The organism is Chryseobacterium sp. 22458 (genome assembly GCF_052044975.1).
GTDB lineage: Bacteria > Bacteroidota > Bacteroidia > Flavobacteriales > Weeksellaceae > Chryseobacterium.
In genome coordinates, this window is sequence record NZ_JBQEOA010000004.1 from 536,878 (window position 1) to 554,759 (window position 17,882).

General features: G+C 37.4%; 17 protein-coding genes. 7 read left to right on the forward strand and 10 right to left on the reverse strand.

All coding sequences use genetic code 11. The features are described from left to right. Positions 1 to 54 precede the first annotated feature (54 nt). Positions 55 to 1,293: a phosphoribosylamine--glycine ligase gene (gene purD, locus ACTJJF_RS16755; protein ID WP_312299407.1), complete on the forward strand. Its 1,239-nt coding sequence runs from the start codon at positions 55 to 57 to the stop codon at positions 1,291 to 1,293. Between the two features lie 173 nt (positions 1,294 to 1,466). Further along, the gene (guaA, locus tag ACTJJF_RS16760) at positions 1,467 to 2,996 is read left to right on the forward strand and encodes a glutamine-hydrolyzing GMP synthase (protein WP_312299405.1); all 1,530 of its coding nucleotides are present in this window, start codon (positions 1,467 to 1,469) and stop codon (positions 2,994 to 2,996) included. 96 nt (positions 2,997 to 3,092) lie between these two features. On the opposite strand, the gene ACTJJF_RS16765 is transcribed toward guaA, so the two are convergent. Next, a complete protein-coding gene (locus tag ACTJJF_RS16765; protein ID WP_312299403.1) occupies positions 3,093 to 3,446 on the reverse strand; it encodes a nuclear transport factor 2 family protein in 354 nt (117 codons plus the stop codon). 224 nt (positions 3,447 to 3,670) lie between these two features. On the opposite strand from ACTJJF_RS16765, the gene ACTJJF_RS16770 reads away from it, so the two are divergent. Beyond that, a complete protein-coding gene (locus tag ACTJJF_RS16770; RefSeq protein ID WP_440700372.1) occupies positions 3,671 to 5,173 on the forward strand; it encodes a nitrilase-related carbon-nitrogen hydrolase in 1,503 nt (500 codons plus the stop codon). Between the two features lie 165 nt (positions 5,174 to 5,338). Here the strand turns inward: ACTJJF_RS16770 and ACTJJF_RS16775 are convergent, their stop codons facing one another. Beyond that, the gene (locus tag ACTJJF_RS16775) at positions 5,339 to 5,503 is read right to left on the reverse strand and encodes a hypothetical protein (RefSeq protein ID WP_312299399.1); all 165 of its coding nucleotides are present in this window, start codon (positions 5,501 to 5,503) and stop codon (positions 5,339 to 5,341) included. A gap of 173 nt (positions 5,504 to 5,676) precedes the next feature. After that, positions 5,677 to 5,844: a hypothetical protein gene (locus ACTJJF_RS16780; RefSeq protein ID WP_312299397.1), complete on the reverse strand. Its 168-nt coding sequence runs from the start codon at positions 5,842 to 5,844 to the stop codon at positions 5,677 to 5,679. Between the two features lie 262 nt (positions 5,845 to 6,106). Between ACTJJF_RS16780 and ACTJJF_RS16785 the strand changes: the two genes are divergently transcribed. The 3 genes from ACTJJF_RS16785 to ACTJJF_RS16795 all read left to right on the forward strand — a co-directional run bounded on the left by ACTJJF_RS16785 (position 6,107) and on the right by ACTJJF_RS16795 (position 9,776). Further along, positions 6,107 to 7,756, forward strand: a complete 1,650-nt coding sequence (locus tag ACTJJF_RS16785; RefSeq protein WP_440700373.1) for an ABC1 kinase family protein — start codon at positions 6,107 to 6,109, stop codon at positions 7,754 to 7,756. Positions 7,757 to 7,835: 79 nt separating this feature from the next. Further along, entirely contained in the window at positions 7,836 to 8,345 is a 510-nt protein-coding gene (locus ACTJJF_RS16790; protein ID WP_440700374.1) for a hypothetical protein, read from the forward strand. 78 nt (positions 8,346 to 8,423) lie between these two features. After that, the gene (locus ACTJJF_RS16795; RefSeq protein WP_312299391.1) at positions 8,424 to 9,776 is read left to right on the forward strand and encodes a DEAD/DEAH box helicase; all 1,353 of its coding nucleotides are present in this window, start codon (positions 8,424 to 8,426) and stop codon (positions 9,774 to 9,776) included. A gap of 50 nt (positions 9,777 to 9,826) precedes the next feature. Here ACTJJF_RS16795 and ACTJJF_RS16800 read toward each other — a convergent pair whose 3' ends face one another. The 7 genes from ACTJJF_RS16800 to ACTJJF_RS16830 form a co-directional block, all read right to left on the reverse strand. Further along, positions 9,827 to 10,483: a GDSL-type esterase/lipase family protein gene (locus tag ACTJJF_RS16800; RefSeq protein ID WP_440700375.1), complete on the reverse strand. Its 657-nt coding sequence runs from the start codon at positions 10,481 to 10,483 to the stop codon at positions 9,827 to 9,829. A 71-nt stretch (positions 10,484 to 10,554) separates the two neighbouring features. Further along, positions 10,555 to 11,013, reverse strand: coding sequence for a lipocalin family protein (locus ACTJJF_RS16805; RefSeq protein WP_312299387.1), 459 nt, complete (start codon positions 11,011 to 11,013; stop codon positions 10,555 to 10,557). A gap of 299 nt (positions 11,014 to 11,312) precedes the next feature. Further along, positions 11,313 to 12,476, reverse strand: coding sequence for an iron-containing alcohol dehydrogenase (locus tag ACTJJF_RS16810; RefSeq protein WP_440700376.1), 1,164 nt, complete (start codon positions 12,474 to 12,476; stop codon positions 11,313 to 11,315). A 243-nt stretch (positions 12,477 to 12,719) separates the two neighbouring features. Further along, complete coding sequence (locus tag ACTJJF_RS16815) at positions 12,720 to 13,325, reverse strand: hypothetical protein (protein ID WP_440700377.1); 606 nt, start codon at positions 13,323 to 13,325, stop codon at positions 12,720 to 12,722. 515 nt (positions 13,326 to 13,840) lie between these two features. After that, complete coding sequence (locus ACTJJF_RS16820; protein WP_440700475.1) at positions 13,841 to 13,984, reverse strand: peptide deformylase; 144 nt, start codon at positions 13,982 to 13,984, stop codon at positions 13,841 to 13,843. A gap of 245 nt (positions 13,985 to 14,229) precedes the next feature. Next, positions 14,230 to 14,379: a hypothetical protein gene (locus tag ACTJJF_RS16825; protein WP_312299379.1), complete on the reverse strand. Its 150-nt coding sequence runs from the start codon at positions 14,377 to 14,379 to the stop codon at positions 14,230 to 14,232. A gap of 74 nt (positions 14,380 to 14,453) precedes the next feature. Then, positions 14,454 to 15,164, reverse strand: coding sequence for a hypothetical protein (locus tag ACTJJF_RS16830; protein ID WP_312299377.1), 711 nt, complete (start codon positions 15,162 to 15,164; stop codon positions 14,454 to 14,456). Positions 15,165 to 15,291: 127 nt separating this feature from the next. On the opposite strand from ACTJJF_RS16830, the gene ACTJJF_RS16835 reads away from it, so the two are divergent. After that, positions 15,292 to 17,826 carry a phosphoenolpyruvate carboxylase gene (locus ACTJJF_RS16835; RefSeq protein ID WP_440700378.1) on the forward strand — a complete coding sequence of 845 codons (2,535 nt, stop codon included), beginning with the start codon at positions 15,292 to 15,294 and terminating at the stop codon, positions 17,824 to 17,826. Positions 17,827 to 17,882: the final 56 nt, after the last annotated feature.

Here is a 17,882-nt window from a genome sequence, read left to right on the forward strand (position 1 = left end):
TTTTAGCATTCAAAATTATATATTTGTAAATTAAGACTAGATAATAAATAAAGTATGAGAATATTAATCATAGGTGAAGGCGGTAGAGAATCTGCTTTAGCAGCTAAGCTTCAGAATGACCCGAGAATTTCTAAAATGTTTTTCGCCAACGGGAATGCTACTACCGATGTAATAGGGAAAAATGTTCATTTATCAGAAATCAAAGAACTTAGAGATTTCGCTATTAAAGAAAAAGTTGATCTTACGATCGTAGGTCCTGAAGCTCCATTGGTAGCTGGTTTAAAGGATGAATTTAAAAAACACGATCTTAAAGTTTTCGGCCCTACTCAGAAAGTGGCAAGCCTGGAAGGAAGTAAGGCTTTTTCTAAGAAATTTATGCAGACCTATGATATCAAAACAGCTAAAGCGGTAGTATTTGATTCATATAATGAAGCCAAAGAATACGTTCAGACACAGCAGTATCCTTTAGTGATCAAGGCCAGCGGTTTGGCAGGCGGAAAAGGAGTTGTTATCTGTGACACCCTTGAAGAAGCTGAAGCCACGATTCATGATTTCATGATCAGAAGAATCTATGGTGATGCCGGTATCCGTTTAGTTATCGAAGAATATTTACAAGGTTTTGAAGCTTCTATCATTGCTTTCTCTAATGGTGAAAAACTTTTCCCATGTGTAGCGGCAAAAGACTATAAAAAAGCAGGAAACGGAGATACAGGACCTAATACAGGAGGTATGGGATCTGTGGCACCAAGCCCGGAATTCACTCAGGAGCACTATGCAGACTTTGAGCAGAATATCCTGGAGCCTACCATCAAAGGTCTTAAAGCAGAAGGATTCAGCTTCAAGGGAATCATCTTCTTCGGACTGATGGTGACTAAGAACGGTGCATATCTTCTTGAGTACAACATGAGATTCGGAGATCCTGAAACTCAGGTATTGATGGCGCTTATGGAAAACAATCTTTTAGATGTAATCCAGGACTGTATGGAAGGAAAAGACATTGAGCTTAAATTTAAAGACGAAAAAGCAGTTTGTCTGGTAATGTGCTCAGGAGGATATCCTAGAAACATTGAAACAGGTTTCGAAATTACAGGAGAAGATAAAGTAAAACACAGTAAACTATTGTATGCAGGAGCTGTCAGAAAAGGAGACAAAGTGGTTTCCAACGGTGGTAGAGTTCTGAACATCGTGGCTACAGGAGCTACTTTTGAAGATGCCCGCAAAAAAGTTTACGAAGACGCAGGTCACGTACATTTCGATTACGGCTTCTACAGAGAAGACATCGGAAAGTTTTAATAAAAATCACGAAAAAAGATTTGGAGCTGATCCAAGTCTTTTTTTGTAAAACAGTTAAGTAAGCAATAAGCTTTAGGCTACAGGCAGTATGCTTATTGCGGTATAGAAAGCTTATAGCCTGAAGCCTATAGCTTAAAGCTTTTAAATTAATCATCATTTATCAATTATCAAAAATGAACAACGGTATTATTATTTTAGATTTCGGATCCCAGTACAACCAGCTTATCGGAAGAAGAATCCGTGAGATGGGTGTATATTCTGAAATCTTGCCTTACAATACACCATTACAAGATATTTTAGCAAAACAGCCAAAAGGAATTATCCTTTCCGGTGGACCAAGTTCTGTAAATGCAGAAAATGCTCACCTGGTTGAAAAAGAATTATACGAGCAGGGAGTTCCTGTATTGGGAATCTGCTACGGAATGCAGATGACCGCTCACCTTCTAGGAGGTAAAGTAAACAAAGGAGAAAAAGGAGAGTACGGAAAAGCAAACTTAGAGATCGTTAAAGAAAGCTCTTTATTAAAAGGAGTGACTCAGAACTCTGTAGTTTGGATGAGCCACTTTGACGAAGTAGGAGAATTGCCTGCAGGTTTTGAATTAAACGCAAAATCTGGAGTAATTGCTTCTATCTCCAATGAAGATCAGAAAATCTATTGTGTTCAGTTCCACCCTGAAGTTTCTCATACAGAAGAAGGAGGGAAAATGCTTGAAAATTTTGTTTTCAGCATCTGTAACTCAGAGAAAAACTGGAAACTGACCAACTATATTGAAAAAACAGTTGAAGAAATCCGTGAGAAAGTAGGGGACAACAAAGTAATCCTTGGGCTTTCCGGAGGTGTAGACTCTTCTGTAGCGGCTGTTTTGATCCATAAAGCCATCGGTGATCAGTTGACTTGTATCTTCGTAGATACGGGATTATTGAGAAAGGATGAAGGTAAGAAAGTAATGGATCAGTATGGAGAGCATTTCCATATGAATATTAAAATGGTGGATGCTAAAGAAAGATTCCTTTCAAAATTAGCAGGAGTAGACGATCCTGAAGCGAAGAGAAAAATCATTGGTAATGAGTTTATCCATGTATTTGACGAAGAATCTCACAAAATTGAAGGCGCTAAATTCTTAGCTCAGGGAACCATTTACCCTGACGTTATCGAGAGCCAGTCTGTAAACGGACCATCTGCAGTAATCAAGTCTCACCACAATGTTGGAGGACTTCCTGAAGATATGGAATTCGAATTATTAGAGCCATTAAGAGAGCTTTTCAAAGACGAAGTAAGAAAAGTAGGAGAAGAATTAGGAATTCCTCATCATTTGGTATACAGACACCCGTTCCCTGGTCCGGGATTAGGAATCAGAGTATTGGGAGCTGTAGACGCTGAGAAAGTAAGAATCCTTCAGGAAGCTGATGATATCTTCATCGAAGAACTGTACAAAAACGACCTTTACGAAAAAGTATCTCAGGCGTTTGTTGTCCTTCTTCCTGTAAAATCTGTAGGAGTAATGGGTGACGAAAGAACATATGAATACACAGCAGTAGTACGTTCTGCCAATACCATCGACTTCATGACAGCAACGTGGAGTAGACTTCCTTACGAGTTCTTAGATACTGTTTCAAGCAGAATCATCAACGAAGTAAGGGGAATCAACAGAGTAGCTTACGATATTTCAAGCAAACCACCTGCAACTATTGAGTGGGAATAATTTTTGACTTGAATTTAAATATAAATCCTGCCCGTCTGGGTGGGATTTTTATATTCAATACCGTTCAAGTGTTTTTTTAAAATAACGATTCCTCTATTATTCAATAGGGAGATTATGCTGTTTTAAAAATGAGAGTTTATCCCAGTATCCCCTCTGGAATATGATTTTATCGTTTTTTACATGAAAAAATCCACACCCACGAAGCCCGAGAGGGTCCTTCCATTCCATTATAGTCCATTCTCCATCCTCAAAAATATTTTCTACGATGCAAACCATTTCAGCGGTTGCAAATTCATTGACAAACATTTCATAAATAGCGGTTTTACCCACTACTGGCTCATTGGCAACCTGATGGTTTACTGCGTCTTCTGCATATAGTTCCGCAATACCGGCTGCATCAGCCGCATTAAAGCTCTCTATCCATTTTTTCAAAACTTCTTTAGGGGTCATAGTCATTTTTGTTTTTATTGTCTGGTATTTACTTCCAAAATGTCTTTTGTATTGTATATCTGGTTTCAAAGAAAACAAACTATTAATTTAATCATAAAGCTATTAAAAAAATATGGTTTCATATAGAAATGAAAAAATGCAATAAGCTAGAGTTTAAAATTCCGTTTAACAGGGAAGTTTATAAGTTGCAAAATTTTCACTAAATTTAAGTAAAATTACATCAAATGCAAATAGAAACGAGACCCCTGACTGTTCAGGATTATGATGAGTTGGCACAAACAATGAAAAGAGCCTATCCCCAAATGTCCGAATCGATATGGTCTAAGAAAAGTATTGAGAAATTAACGAGAATGTTCCCGGATGGCCAGATTTGTATTACAGTGGATGGAAAACTGGCCGCAGTAGCGCTGTCTATTATTGTGAATTATGACGAATTCGGGGATGATCATACCTACAGTGATATTACAGGGAATTATACCTTCAATACACACACTTCAAAAGGAAATGTTTTATATGGAATAGAAGTTTTTGTAGATCCCGAATTCAGAGAACTGCGTCTCGGAAGAAGATTGTATGATGCGAGAAAAGAATTATGTGAATTGCTAAACCTGAAATCAATTATTCTGGGAGGCAGAATTCCGAATTATCACAAACACAGCCATGAACTTTCTCCAAGAGAATATATCCGAAAGGTGAGGGATAAAGAAATTTATGACCCCGTGCTGTCTTTCCAGCTTTCAAATAACTTCCTGCCGATCAGAGTACTGAAAAAATACCTTCCCGAAGATGAGGCTTCACAGGAAAATGCAGTTCTTTTGCAGTGGAATAATATCTATTACAGCAAAAACCCGAATACCATGCAGGACAGCATCATCCGCCTGGGATTGGTACAATGGCAGATGAGACATTTCAAAGATATAGACGCCTTTTATGAGCAGGTGGAGTTCTTTGTGAATGTAATGGGAGATTACAAATCAGACTTTGTACTGTTTCCGGAACTCTTCAACACCCCTTTGCTGGCTCCGTTCAATAGCCTTTCGGAAAGAGACAGTATGATAGAGCTGGCAAAGCTTACTGAAGAGATCAAAGAAAGAATTTCAGAGCTCGCTATTAGTTACAACGTGAATATTATTTCCGGAAGTATGCCTGTTTTTGAAAACAATGAACTGTATAACGTAAGCTATCTCCTTCACCGTGACGGCCGTATGGATGAATACAGAAAAATTCATATCACCCCGAATGAAAAAAGATATTACGGAATGAAAGGCGGGAATGAAATCAAAGTTTTTGATACCGACTGTGGTAAAATAGGCCTTGTCATCTGTTATGACGTAGAATTCCCGGAACTGCCAAGAATTCTGGCAGATCAGGGAATGAAAATTCTGTTTGTACCATATCTTACAGACACTCAAAATGCCTATATGAGAGTACGTCACTGTGCTGCGGCAAGAGCAATAGAAAATGAATGCTATGTTGCCATTGCCGGCTGTGTAGGAAACCTTCCGAAGGTAAACAATATGGATATCCAGTTTGGCCAGGCCGCTGTATTTACCCCTTCAGATTTTGCTTTCCCTTCGAATGCCGTAAAAGGAGAAGCCACTCCTAACACTGAGATGACCCTAATCGTAGATGTAGACCTGAATCTCCTGAAAGACCTTCATCATAACGGTTCCGTTCAGGTAATGAAAGACCGCAGGAAAGACCTTTATGATACTTACCTTAAATAATGTCAATTGGAATAAAGGATTTCCTGATTAATCAGATTTAGATTTGAAGAGTGTGAAAGATGGAGGTCATAAAAACCGAAAGTAACTTGCAGCCTCTTAGTCAAAGACCGAAAAAACAAAAAGAGCAGATCAGTTCTGCTCTTTAATAATAATATGGCGTTTTTCCTACACGTATTCCGGACAGATTACGGCAGGGCAATAATAGCCCGGGCACAAAGGTCTTCCATCCTTAGGACAGCACTCGTACGTGCAGCCGATAATGATAAGACCGTTTCCTGACATTTTCTTTAATTGCTCTCTGGATAGTTTGTTGTTACGTAAATTTTTCATGTTGATATTTTTTTTTGATTAGTTTTAATAGTGTCTAATAAAAACGATGTCTGATCCGGTTTATTGTGATAAAAATAAAGAAGTGTTGCAAACCCGGCATAAGGATATTAAATAACAAAACAGAATACCCGAAAGCATTCTGTTTTTATTTTACCTAAAATTTAATAAATATCCTATAAATACTGTGGGCAAACTACCGCAGGGCAGATCAGTTTAGGGCATCTTGGTCTTCCGTCAGTCGGGCAGCATTCGTTTGAACAGGTACCTCCGATGATAATACCATTTCCTGAAATCCCTTTTAATTGTTCTCTTGAAAGTTTGCTGTTACGTAAATTTTTCATGTTGTAAATACTTTTTGGTTTGTTTTAATGTTTTGTACATTGTAAATATAGAAAAATATACAATATGTTATGGTATTTTCTTATTATGATTAAATTTAATAATGTAAAATACTGGTTATGTGTAATAAATTTTTAATCACGATAAATTCTGCTTTGAAAATTACATGATCAATAAAATTATTTTCCAACTTCTTCCTGTTTCAGAATTTAATGAAAAATGGGAATAGTTTTTGGAGTAAATTGCACTTATTATTAATAGACTATGTTTGACAAGCAGCAAAGAAAACTGAAAAGATCCGCCAGGCTGATATCCGTATTGAGTAAATATGGTTTTAAAGATCTTCTTGCAAGAATGAACGGTGGAAATAAACAGGAAGAAACTTCAGAAAATTCGGATGAAATTATTTCAAAAGGTACCGTCTATGAAAGGATCAGACTTGCTCTCGAAGAGCTGGGACCTACCTTTGTAAAGCTTGGGCAGACTTTCAGCAGCAGGGAAGACCTTTTGCCGCCCGAACTGATCCAGGAGCTTCAGAAACTTCAGGATAAGGTGGAAACAGTAGATATGGATGTAGAGGAAGCATTGGAAAATGAGTTCAATATTTCCGTGAAAGACCATTTCCTGGAGATTGAGAAGGAACCTTTGGCTACTGCTTCTATTGCACAGGTATATAAAGCTGTTTTAAAAGACGGCAGCCCGGTCATCCTGAAGCTCAGAAAACCGGATGTACAGTCTGTAATAGAAGATGACCTGCTCCTGATCAAAGATCTTGAAAAATTATTGTCTGCCTATTCGGAAATAGGAGAGAAGCTTAATCTGAAGCAGGCGATTTCCACCTTTGAAAAATCATTGCTGGAAGAAGTGTCCCTGATCAACGAAAAAAACAATATTCAACAGTTCCGTCTGAATTTTAAAAACAATAAAGAAACCTACGTTCCAAAAGTTTATGAAGAATTTTCCAACAATAATATTCTTTGTATGGAATTCATTGATGGAATAAAAGTGACGGATAAATCGGTTCTTATTGCCAATGATATTGATCCTGTAAAAGTTTCTGAAGCCGGATTAAGACTTTTTGTATCCCAGATTTTAGATTACGGGTTCTTTCATGCCGATCCGCATGCCGGAAATATTCTGGTAAAAAAAGACGGTAAAATTGTCTTTATTGATTTCGGTGCGGTAGGAAAAATTCAGCCTAATGATAAAGAAATCCTTGAAAATCTGATTGTAAGCTTTGTCGCCAAAAACTCCCACAAAATAGTCCGTTATCTGAAGAAAATGGCCGTGAGTTATGAAATTCCTGATGAAAGAAGATTTGAAAATGATGTGGAAGATATCCTGAATTTTGTTCACAGTTCTTCGCTACAGGAAATCAATGTGCAGGTGATCATCAACAAAATGAAGGATATTTTAAAGGACAACAGGCTCTATATGCCGGATTATTTCTACCTTTTGTTCAAAGGAATAAGCCTGATAGAAGGTGTAGGAAGAAACATCAATCCTGACCTTGATATCGTAAAAAGCCTTCATCCTTACACCAAGAAAATCTTCACCAAAAAAATCAGTCCGAAAAATATTTTAAAGACAGGAATGGACCGGATGATGAATTTCACCGATAATGTAGATGAAATTCCGAAAGAGCTGCGTTCTGTTCTTCAAAAGCTTGATGAAAATAAATTTACCGTCTCCAGTGAGATCAAGAATATAGAAAAAACGAACCAGCTGATTAAATCCAGTGTGGTCAACCTTATTTTAGCGATGATTCTGGGAGCCAATATCATCGCCACCGCTATAGTTTTTGTCTCCGAATCCGGTCCTAGGATAGGAGAGTTGTCTTTGGTTGCTGTTCTTGGCTTTGTGTTTTCAATTATTTTAGTTTTAATACTTTTGCTGAGAGTAACGAGAAAGTAGGAAGAAAGACGGAAGAATAAAGTAGAGAGCTTATATTTTAAGATCTCGTACTCCAAAACCCATACCCGAAAAAATAACTATGAAAAAACTGATTATACCTATTTTGCTTTTCTCCGGTTCATTGGTGATGGCCCAGGAAGAAAGTCAGGAGAAGATCCAGGGAGACTTTGATGGAAACGGAACAAAAGAATATGTTGATGCAAAAGTCACCGATTGCAGTGATGAATGTGACGGAAAGTGCGAAACCACGATCTATTTCAGCGATAAAAGTATAAAACCGTTCACAATTGCCCCTGCTAAAGGCGGTGCTCTATACAATCTGGGTGATCTCAATGACGACGGGAAAGATGATATCGGCTTTTATCCCAACTGGTGTACAAGCTGCTGGCATCCTTTCTATGTCTATACTTTAAGTAAGACAGGCTGGAAACCTTTGGTACCTTCTATTTCCACACACTGTAATCAGTGGGAAGCAGACCGGTTTCCTATCAGAAAAGACCCGAAAAAGAAAGGAAATGTTATCATTACAACCAGCAAATGGGAAAATGATGATATTAAAATCACAAGCAAAAGTGTGAAAGTGAACTAAAAAGCTGGAAAAATTTAAACATAGAAAGCTTCGGCTTCCGGTAAAAGTTTAAAAAATTAATTTGCCTATCTTTGCAAAATGGAAAAACTCACTTTTGCGGATTTTGACCTTCCGGTTAAAATTCTTGATGTTTTAGCGGATCTGGAATTATTTGAGCCTACTCCTATTCAGGAGAAGAGTCTGAAGCCTATCCTTTCCGGTAGAGATGTAATGGGAATTGCGCAGACCGGAACCGGGAAAACATTAGCTTACCTTTTGCCCGTTCTGAAAACATGGAAATACAGTAAAACAGGAAACCCAACTGTTTTGGTGCTTGTTCCTACAAGAGAATTGGTAGTACAGGTAACGGAAATTCTTGAGAAACTTACAGAAAACATTACAGCAAGAGTTATCGGAATATATGGTGGAAAGAATATCAATACTCAAAAACTTCTATTCAATGATGGATGTGATATATTGGTAGGAACTCCGGGAAGAGTGATGGACCTTTCCATAGATAATGCCATTTCTCTGAAAGAAGTTCAGAAACTGATCATTGATGAATTTGATGAAATGCTGAACCTGGGTTTCAGACCACAGCTCACTCACATTTTTGAAATGATGAAAGAGAAAAGACAGAATATTCTGTTTTCTGCAACAATGACGGAAGCTGTAGATGAAATGCTGGATGAATATTTTGCCAGCCCGGTAGAAATTTCATTGGCAAAATCCGGAACGCCACTTGAAAAAATTGAACAGACTGCTTATAAAGTTGAAAACTTCAATACGAAAATCAATTTATTGGAAAGCCTGTTGAAGAATAATACAGATATGTCTAAGGTGTTGATCTTCAATAACAATAAAAAACATGCTGATCTTCTTTTTACCAAAATTGATGAACTTTTCCCTGAGCAGTTCGATGTGATCCACTCCAATAAATCACAGAACTACAGATTAAAGGCCATGAAAAGCTTTGAAAATGAAGAGATCAGAGGTTTGATTACTACAGATGTAATGGCCAGAGGACTTGATATCTCCAATATTACGCACGTGATCAACTTTGAAACTCCCGATATCCCTGAACAGTATATTCACAGGATCGGTAGAACGGGTAGAGCAGATAAAGATGGAAAAGCCATTACTTTTGTGACTAAAAAAGAAGAACCTTTAATCCTTGATATCGAATTGCTGATGGATAAGGAGTTAAAGTTCAATGATTTCCCTGAAGGTGTTAAAATTAACCCGAACAAGATTGCTTCTGAAAAAGATGAAGTGATCATGAAAAACCCGGCGCAGGTAAAACTGAATGAAGGTGGGGGTGCTTTCCATGAGAAAAAAGCCAAAAACATGAAAGAAAACTGGGGCGGACCTTCCAAAAGAAAAGCTCCTAAAAAATTTGGAGCCAACAGGGCACAGCAAAAAGCGATTTCTAAATCGAAGAAAAAGAAATAAATAAAAAACGATTCCGGATATTGGAATCGTTTTTTTTATTGTTGTTCATTTTACTTTAAATAAGGAGTGATGATCCTTGTCCAGATTTTATACCCTTCCGGTTTAAAGTGAAGCATATCTTCTACAAAAATGTCTTTTCTTACATTTCCATTGGAATCTTCCATCGCTTTGGTAACATCAATGAATTCTGCATGGGGTTCTTTTTTCATAAAAGCAGCAATCTTTTTATTGGCAATTTTCATTTGCGGCCAGATCACTTCTCTGCTCGGAGAATATTTGATGGATATATAATCCACTTCAATATTGGGAAATCTCTCCCGTATTTTTTTGTAAAAGCTTTTGTATCTGTCCACTACTACCTGAGCTTTCAGCTGATGATTGTCTGCAAAGTCGTTTTCACCACAATAAATAATAATCTGTTTAGGCTGGTAAGGCGCTAAAAGATCGTCAGCAAAATCATTCAGGTCTGTAAGTCTGGATCCTCCGAACCCTCTGTTGATGATCGTTTTACCGGGGAAATAATCTGCGATGTCAGTCCATTTGGTGAATGATGAGCTTCCAAGGAATAAGATGGCATCTTTAGGAGGCGGGTTTTGCTGGTCCTGTTTTTTGAATTCCTGGATGTCCTGCCAGAACATCGGTTTTTTTTCCTGAGAAAAGGCAATAGTAAAATACAGCAGTAGAAATGCTGATAGAATCTTCTTCATTATATTCAGTTTTAAATTTAAGATAAAAGTAATAAAAAACTCCCGGTTAAGAGGGAGTTTTTATAGTTGATTTATCTTTTATAGGTAATATAGGTGTAGTCCGGAACTTTATCTCCATTCATATCCATCAGCCCGGATTGCTGAACCATTTTTAAATCCTTGCTTGTCAGCACCTCAATTTTAAAGTCCATAGAGCCTTCATCACCAAGTTTAATTCCTATCACCTTAGTTCCAGCATCATAAGTATATCTCCCTTCCGTTTTTACATCCATCTGGCAGTCTGTCCCTGTTCCAGTATAGGCTGTATAGCTTACATAATAGTCTGTTTTTAAATATAATGTGTTCTTAGCTTCGCATCCTGTAGGTATGTCAGTTTGAAGCACAGTTTTATCTTTTCCGGAAATTAGTTCCCTTTTAACTTCCTTCCAGTCTCCCTGCATGATTTCCATATCATAAGCTTCAAGATTTTCATCTTTACAAGAAGTAAGCGCCAGAGCCGAAAAGGCAAATAAAAGTAGCTGTTTTTTCATTTTCACAAATTTAGAATATGCTAAAATATAAATAAATTTGAAATATCCGTAATGAAATCACTGTTTTTTAAACAAATGTTTACAAATAAGAGCATTCTAAAAAAAGAATATGAGATTTTAATGAAGTCTGGCTTTCAAAAAGAATATTGATAAAAGATATTGTCATTAAGCAACTTTTACTCATGAGGAAATTACAATAATCAATAGGAGCGGGCTTTAGCCCGTTCCTATAATCAATTTATCATTCAATTTGGCTTCAGCCAAAGCTTAAAAGTATGAATTTCAGATTTTTAATTTGATTAGTAGCTCATTTCCACAATCTTATAAGCATCCTTAGGAGTCAGTTTTTTATACTCTCCAAGGCCAAGCCAGTTTCTGTCTGTAAAAGCTTTTTCCACTTTTTCTGCTGTCCCTTTATATTCTTCCGTATACTCAGAAAGTCTGGTTTTGATATGAAGACTGTGGAAGAACTCTTCAAGCTTTTTGATTCCTGATTCTGCTTTTTCTTCTGTCGTTCCGTCTTTGATTCCCCAAACTCTTTCTGCATACTGAGCCAGTTTTCCTTTTTTATCCTCAAAATTATAACGGTAGTGAGACGGAGCAATAATCGCCAGTGTTCTTGCATGGTCAATACCGAAATAAGCGGTTAATTCATGTCCCATAGCGTGTACTGCCCAGTCTGTGATTACGCCTTTCTGGATGAGTCCGTTCAGAGCCATTGTACAGCACCACATAAAGTTTCCGGCAGCATCATAGTTAAAGTCATCTGCCAGTACTTTTGGAGCGGTTTCCTGAAGACTGATCAGGATACTTTCCGCAATTCTTTCCTGAAGATCAGCGGAAGAAGGAGCAGTCATATATTGTTCCAATACGTGAGTGTAAGCATCCGTAATTCCGTTGACAATCTGATTTTTAGGAATTGATCTGATCACTTCCGGATCCAGAACAGAAAACTGAGGGAAAAGTCCAGGACCTCCTGAAGATAGTTTTTCATTTGTTTCTCTCCTAGAGATCACATATCCTGAGTTCATTTCCGAACCGGTTGCAGGAAGTGTTAAAATACTTCCGAATGGCATTCCTTCTCCTTCAAAAGTTCTTACCTGCTTTTTCAGAATATCCCATGGCTCACCCTCATAATGGGCTGCTGCAGAAATGAATTTAGTTCCGTCAATAACAGATCCGCCACCTACGGCAAGAAGATAAGTAATATTATTTTCTTTGATAAAGCTTATAGCATTGATCAGCACTTCATATTCAGGGTTGGCAGGCACTCCGCCAAATTCATAAAGGGTATGATCTTTCAAAGCCGCTTTTACCTGATCATAAACTCCGTTGTTTTTGATGCTTCCGCCACCGTAGATCATTAATATTCTGGCATCTTTAGGAATTTCATTGGAAATTTTAGCGATTTCGCCTTTTCCGAAAAGTATTTTAGTTGGATTTTTGAACTCGAAATTAAGCATTGTTCTAAATTTATTTTAATTCAAATTTACGGAATGAAAAAAGAATATTGAGTTAATGAAATTTTAAAATTGCTATGATTAAGTTTCATGAAAGCTATTATGTGACAGAGCAGAGTGGAAGCAGCTTCCGGCTAAATATTCCAGGAAGAATAAAGCACATTGCTCAAAATAGCTTTAGCGACTTTCCCTTAAAAAAACTTAATGGGTTATAAAATTATAAGATTTTCAATTTTAGTAATGATTTTACAAAGAAGAACAGTTCTCATCCTTCGCATACATACCATTGCTTTTTGCTTCCAACTTTCCGGTTTTTCTGTTGATTTTAACGAAAAAAGACTCTTTCACAGCAGGACAGCCCTTAATCTGCATGAGGTACATGGAAATATGGCGATCGTCAATTTTATAGGATCCGGTAAATCGGTTATTCGTATCTACAGAATATCCATACGTTTTTGCCAGCAAAATAGCTTCTGGAAGATTGTCTACAGTTCCGATAAAATCTCTTAACTGCTGTTCATTGGAAAAATAAACAGACCTTTCATTTTTACAGGCAAGAATGTATGAAAAACAGTTGTCTCCAATACATTTCTGGAAGAATCCTTTTTCCGGAAGAGGTTCATTGATGGTCATGAAATCAGGTGCCTGGCTTTCATAGATCACAGCTTTTTCATAATCCGGATCATTGCTGAGAACACGCCAGTAAGCATAGTCTTTATCCGGGATTATGAAAGGGTAAAGATAGTCTGTCGTATCCAGTATATCAGGAATTTTTTTATAATCATCAGGAACCTTGATCTGGCTGTAAAGCAGATGGGAGAAGATCAGGGAAAATGTGATGATAACTTTCATAAAGAATGTATTTACAGTGCAAATGTAAAGAGAATTATTGCAATACAATTTTGTAATAGCCTTTTTCCTCTTTTACATCGATTCCAATGCCTGTAAACGTTAATTTATTGATTTGAAAACCATCACAGCCCCCTTTAAATTCTGATGACTGGATTGAAAAATCAAGGTTTTTAATATTAGAATAAAATTTATAATTTTTTGTTCCGTTATAGGCCCCTACATTTTCTAAAATAACTCTATTGTCAGACGTTTTGGTTAATTCTACATTAACATTATTTTCGTCCTGAACGGAATAGGATGTGAGTGTCCCATTAGTAATAAGGTTTTCATCATTGGAATTGATAAATTCAAAAACAATGGGAAGTGGTGCATTATAACAATCTTTTTCACAAGAGATGAACAGAAGGGTGATGAGTAGAAAAGTAAATATTTTTTTCCTAAATTTTAACTGGAGTGAAGAGTAAAATTAATGAATAATATTTTGTAGTCAAAATTATAGCAGACTGTTGTCAGATTTATAAAAACTTCATCGGATATTTCACTGTAATATTCCCATGGGAAATTTTCTTCAGTTTTGATTCCTTCATTCTTTTTGTCAGAGGTTTCAGGTGGTCGGTATATAAAATTCCCCATGTATGATCGTATTCATGCTGGATGATTCTTACCGTAAGACCGGAAAAGGTTTTGTTGCATCATGAAATCTCTGTCCAGGTGTTCAATAGTAATTGCAGGTCATCATGAGAGATCTGCCATACTACGGTTTCTGTTAATGCCTGCATTTCATATTCAGAAGGAGTCCGGGTAAGGAAAGAATCATAGGCACAGGTAAATTCTTTCTCAAAACTAAAACCGAAAGTAAACCCATATTCATCATCCGGAAGATAAAACCTGACCAGCCCGGATTCTATAAAAGATGAAAAGTTTTCATTGTTGCCTGTTGGGTGATGATCCCGTTTTTAGCATATACCTTTCTGTGAAAATGCCCGGCTATAAATGCCCATTCCGATTCCTGAAGTTTGACGACCTGTTCATAATATTCTCTGATATAGCCCATAGGATTGCCTATGATCAGGTAAAGGTAAGGAAAATCAAATTTTTGCAGCAGAAAGATGTTTCATCCTTAAAGATTTAATGTACCATATACTCCACAAAAGGAACAATTCTGTTATGGTGAATCCTTCCTTTGATATATACCTGATCCCCGTCCTGAAAAACATATTCGCTGACCAGGATATTGTTTAAACCACTGGTTCCCAGAAAAGAACTGATCCATGGATGCCGGCCTTTGAGTAAAGATACTTTGGGGTTTTCAGTGGGTTGATAATTTTGTAGATAATAAGGTGTTTTATAATTGGTGGCATAAACTTTTTGTGTAAAATGGTTCTGGTCGATTATACCATCCGCCATCCATAATTTAAAATCGATGTCATATAATTTTCCGTCCACGGATACCTGAGTGCCTTTCGGATATCCTGCAATAATATTGTAGTCAAAAGTTTCATAAATTTCTACCGGATCTTTACTTTGCCGGGCAGTACCTACACGCAGGGCATAAAATGCTGCTTCTTTTCCGGATAAAGGAGCTTTTAGCGTTGTATTGGTATGGATGGTACATTTCAGTCCTGGCAACGCTGCTATATCCTCCATGTGCTGGCTATATTCTTCATCCTGATCCATTGAACCAAGACTGGAGATCAGAGAACCAAATACCATCATTGAAGAAATGCAGATGAGTATAAAAACAGCAGAAACGATCAGGAAGATCTTTAGGGATTTCCTATGAACCGGTGCTCCGTTCGTTTTAATATTCACATTGGCGTTGAAATTGAATTTGATCATAAGAATTCAGATGGATGCCAAAACTAGGTAATTTTCCAAAGCAAAAGCTAATTTTTTTTGTATTTCATTACTTAATTTTTGTCATTTGTCAATTCAACTCATTACAAAATCACTTACATTTGTGAGTATGAGACACGACCAACGCACAGAAAAATTCAGGCAGATCGTGGAAAATAAATTCCAGATCTACAATTCATTATTTATGAGCCTGCCTTATGATAAAATGACGAATATCGGGATGCTTCTTCCGTTTCTTTGTGAAGAAAGTAAAATAGGCTATGAAGCCGGGAAAACACCCGAAGAAATCGTTGAAGAATTTTTTAAAAACCATACGGATCTTCAGACGGAAGAGCAGAAGCTCGAACTGCTTTTTAAGATCATTCAGTATATAGAGAGACAGGTTGTATTGTTTGACAGTATTGAAGATGCAGCCTTTCCAAATCTTCATTCTGAAAGTGACAGCGGAACGGTTACCAATCTTTTTGAGCGCTCTTTTCAGGATCATAAGATTGAAAAGGTACGTGAAAAATTAAAAGATTTTAGTGTAAAAGTAGTGTTTACCGCACATCCGACGCAGTTTTATCCAAGCTCGGTTCAAAGAATTATCCAGGACTTAAGAGGAGCGATTACCAGTGATTCTGTGACTCAGATCGATATGCTTCTTCAGCAGCTGGGAAAAACTCCTTTTGTCAATAAAGAAAAACCCACTCCGATAGATGAAGCACTCAGCATTATTTCTTATCTGAGATATGTATATTATGATACGATCGGCGAATTGTTTACGAAAATTAAAAAGACCTTCGGAAACGGGCATTTCCATCTTCATGAAGATATTATCCAGCTTGGATTCTGGCCGGGAGGTGACAGAGACGGAAATCCTTTTGTAACTGCAGATGTTACCAGAAGAGTGGCGGAGGAACTTCGTTCAGCGATCCTCAAATCTTATTACAGCCATCTGAAATACATCAGAAGACGACTGAGTTTCCGTGGAGTAGCTGAAGTTTTGACCCAAATGAGCGAAGAGCTGTATGCTGCTATTTTTGATGGAAAAACTATTACGGCAGAAAATATCCTGGAGAAAGCAGATGAGGCGGAAAAGATTCTGATTAACGAACATAATTCTTTATTTCTTGACCTTCTGGTAAACTTCAAAGACCGTGTGAAGATTTTCGGAACTCACTTTGCAACATTGGATGTACGTCAGGACAGCAGAATTCATCAGAAAGTAATTGATGAGGCTTTTGCAAAACTATATGGAAATGAAGAAGCTACTCAGGAAGAAAAATTCAGTAAGCTGATTCAGGTTTCAGAAAAAGTGAATGCCGATGATTTTCAGGATATTGTAAAAGATACATTACTGACGGTTTCCCAGGTTTCGGAAATTCAGAAACTGAATGGGCTGAGAGGGATGAATCGCTATATCATCTCCAATTCCGATGCTGTAAAAGATGTAATGAATGTGTATGCATTCTTTAAAATCTGTGGGTATAAAGATGAAGAGATCAATATGGATATCGTTCCGCTTTTTGAAACAATGGAAGGCCTTGCCAATGCCGAACATGTCATGAATGAGCTGTATCAGCATCCCGTTTATAAAAAACACCTTGAAAAAAGAGGAAACCAGCAGACTATTATGCTTGGCTTCTCCGACGGTACTAAAGACGGAGGATATTTAAAGGCCAACTGGGAGATTTATAAAGCAAAAGAAGTCCTGACGAAGCTTTCAGAACAAAATAATATCAAAGTAGTATTCTTCGATGGAAGAGGAGGCCCGCCGGCAAGAGGGGGAGGGAAAACCCACGACTTCTATGCTTCTCAGGGAAAAACAATTGCCAATAACAAAATTGAGCTAACCATCCAGGGGCAGACCATTACCAGTATCTTCGGAAATAAAGAGCAGGCGATGTATAACTTTGAACAACTTCTGACAGCCGGAGTTGAAAATGATGTCTTTAAGAATGCCAAAAAGGACCTGACAGAGAAAGAAAGAGCCTTAATTATAGAGCTGGCGGATATCAGCTATCAGAAATACTCCGATCTGAAAGCCCATCCGATGTTCGTCCCTTATCTTCAGGAAATGAGTACACTGGAATATTACGGAAAAACGAATATAGGAAGCCGCCCGTCCAAGAGAGGAAATGGAAGTGAATTGAAATTTGAAGACCTGAGAGCTATTCCATTTGTAGGGTCATGGTCGCAGCTGAAGCAGAATGTGCCAGGATTCTTCGGTTTTGGATATGCAATGCAGAAGATGAAAGAGCAGGGAAGGTTTGAAGAGGTGAAAGAACTTTACAAAGGTTCTGATTTCTTTAAAACCTTAGTTCTGAATTCTATGATGAGTATGAACAAGTCTTATTTTCCCCTGACGTATTATATCAAAAACAATCCGAAATTCGGGGTATTCTGGAATGTACTCTTCGATGAATATGAGTTGTCCAGAGAAATCATGCTGGAGCTTACGGGTTTCAAAATGCTTCAGGAAGAAGATCCTTTATCAAGAAAATCCGTGAAAATCCGTGAGAAGATTGTACTTCCGTTATTAAGTATTCAGCAATATGCATTAATGAAGATTCAGAAAGGAGAAGGAAATAAAGAGGCTTATGAAAAACTGGTGACAAGATCGCTGTTTGGAAATATCAATGCGAGCAGAAATTCAGCATAGATCATTTACTACGAATTCTACAAAATATTATAGGAATGGGCTTTAGTCCATTCTTT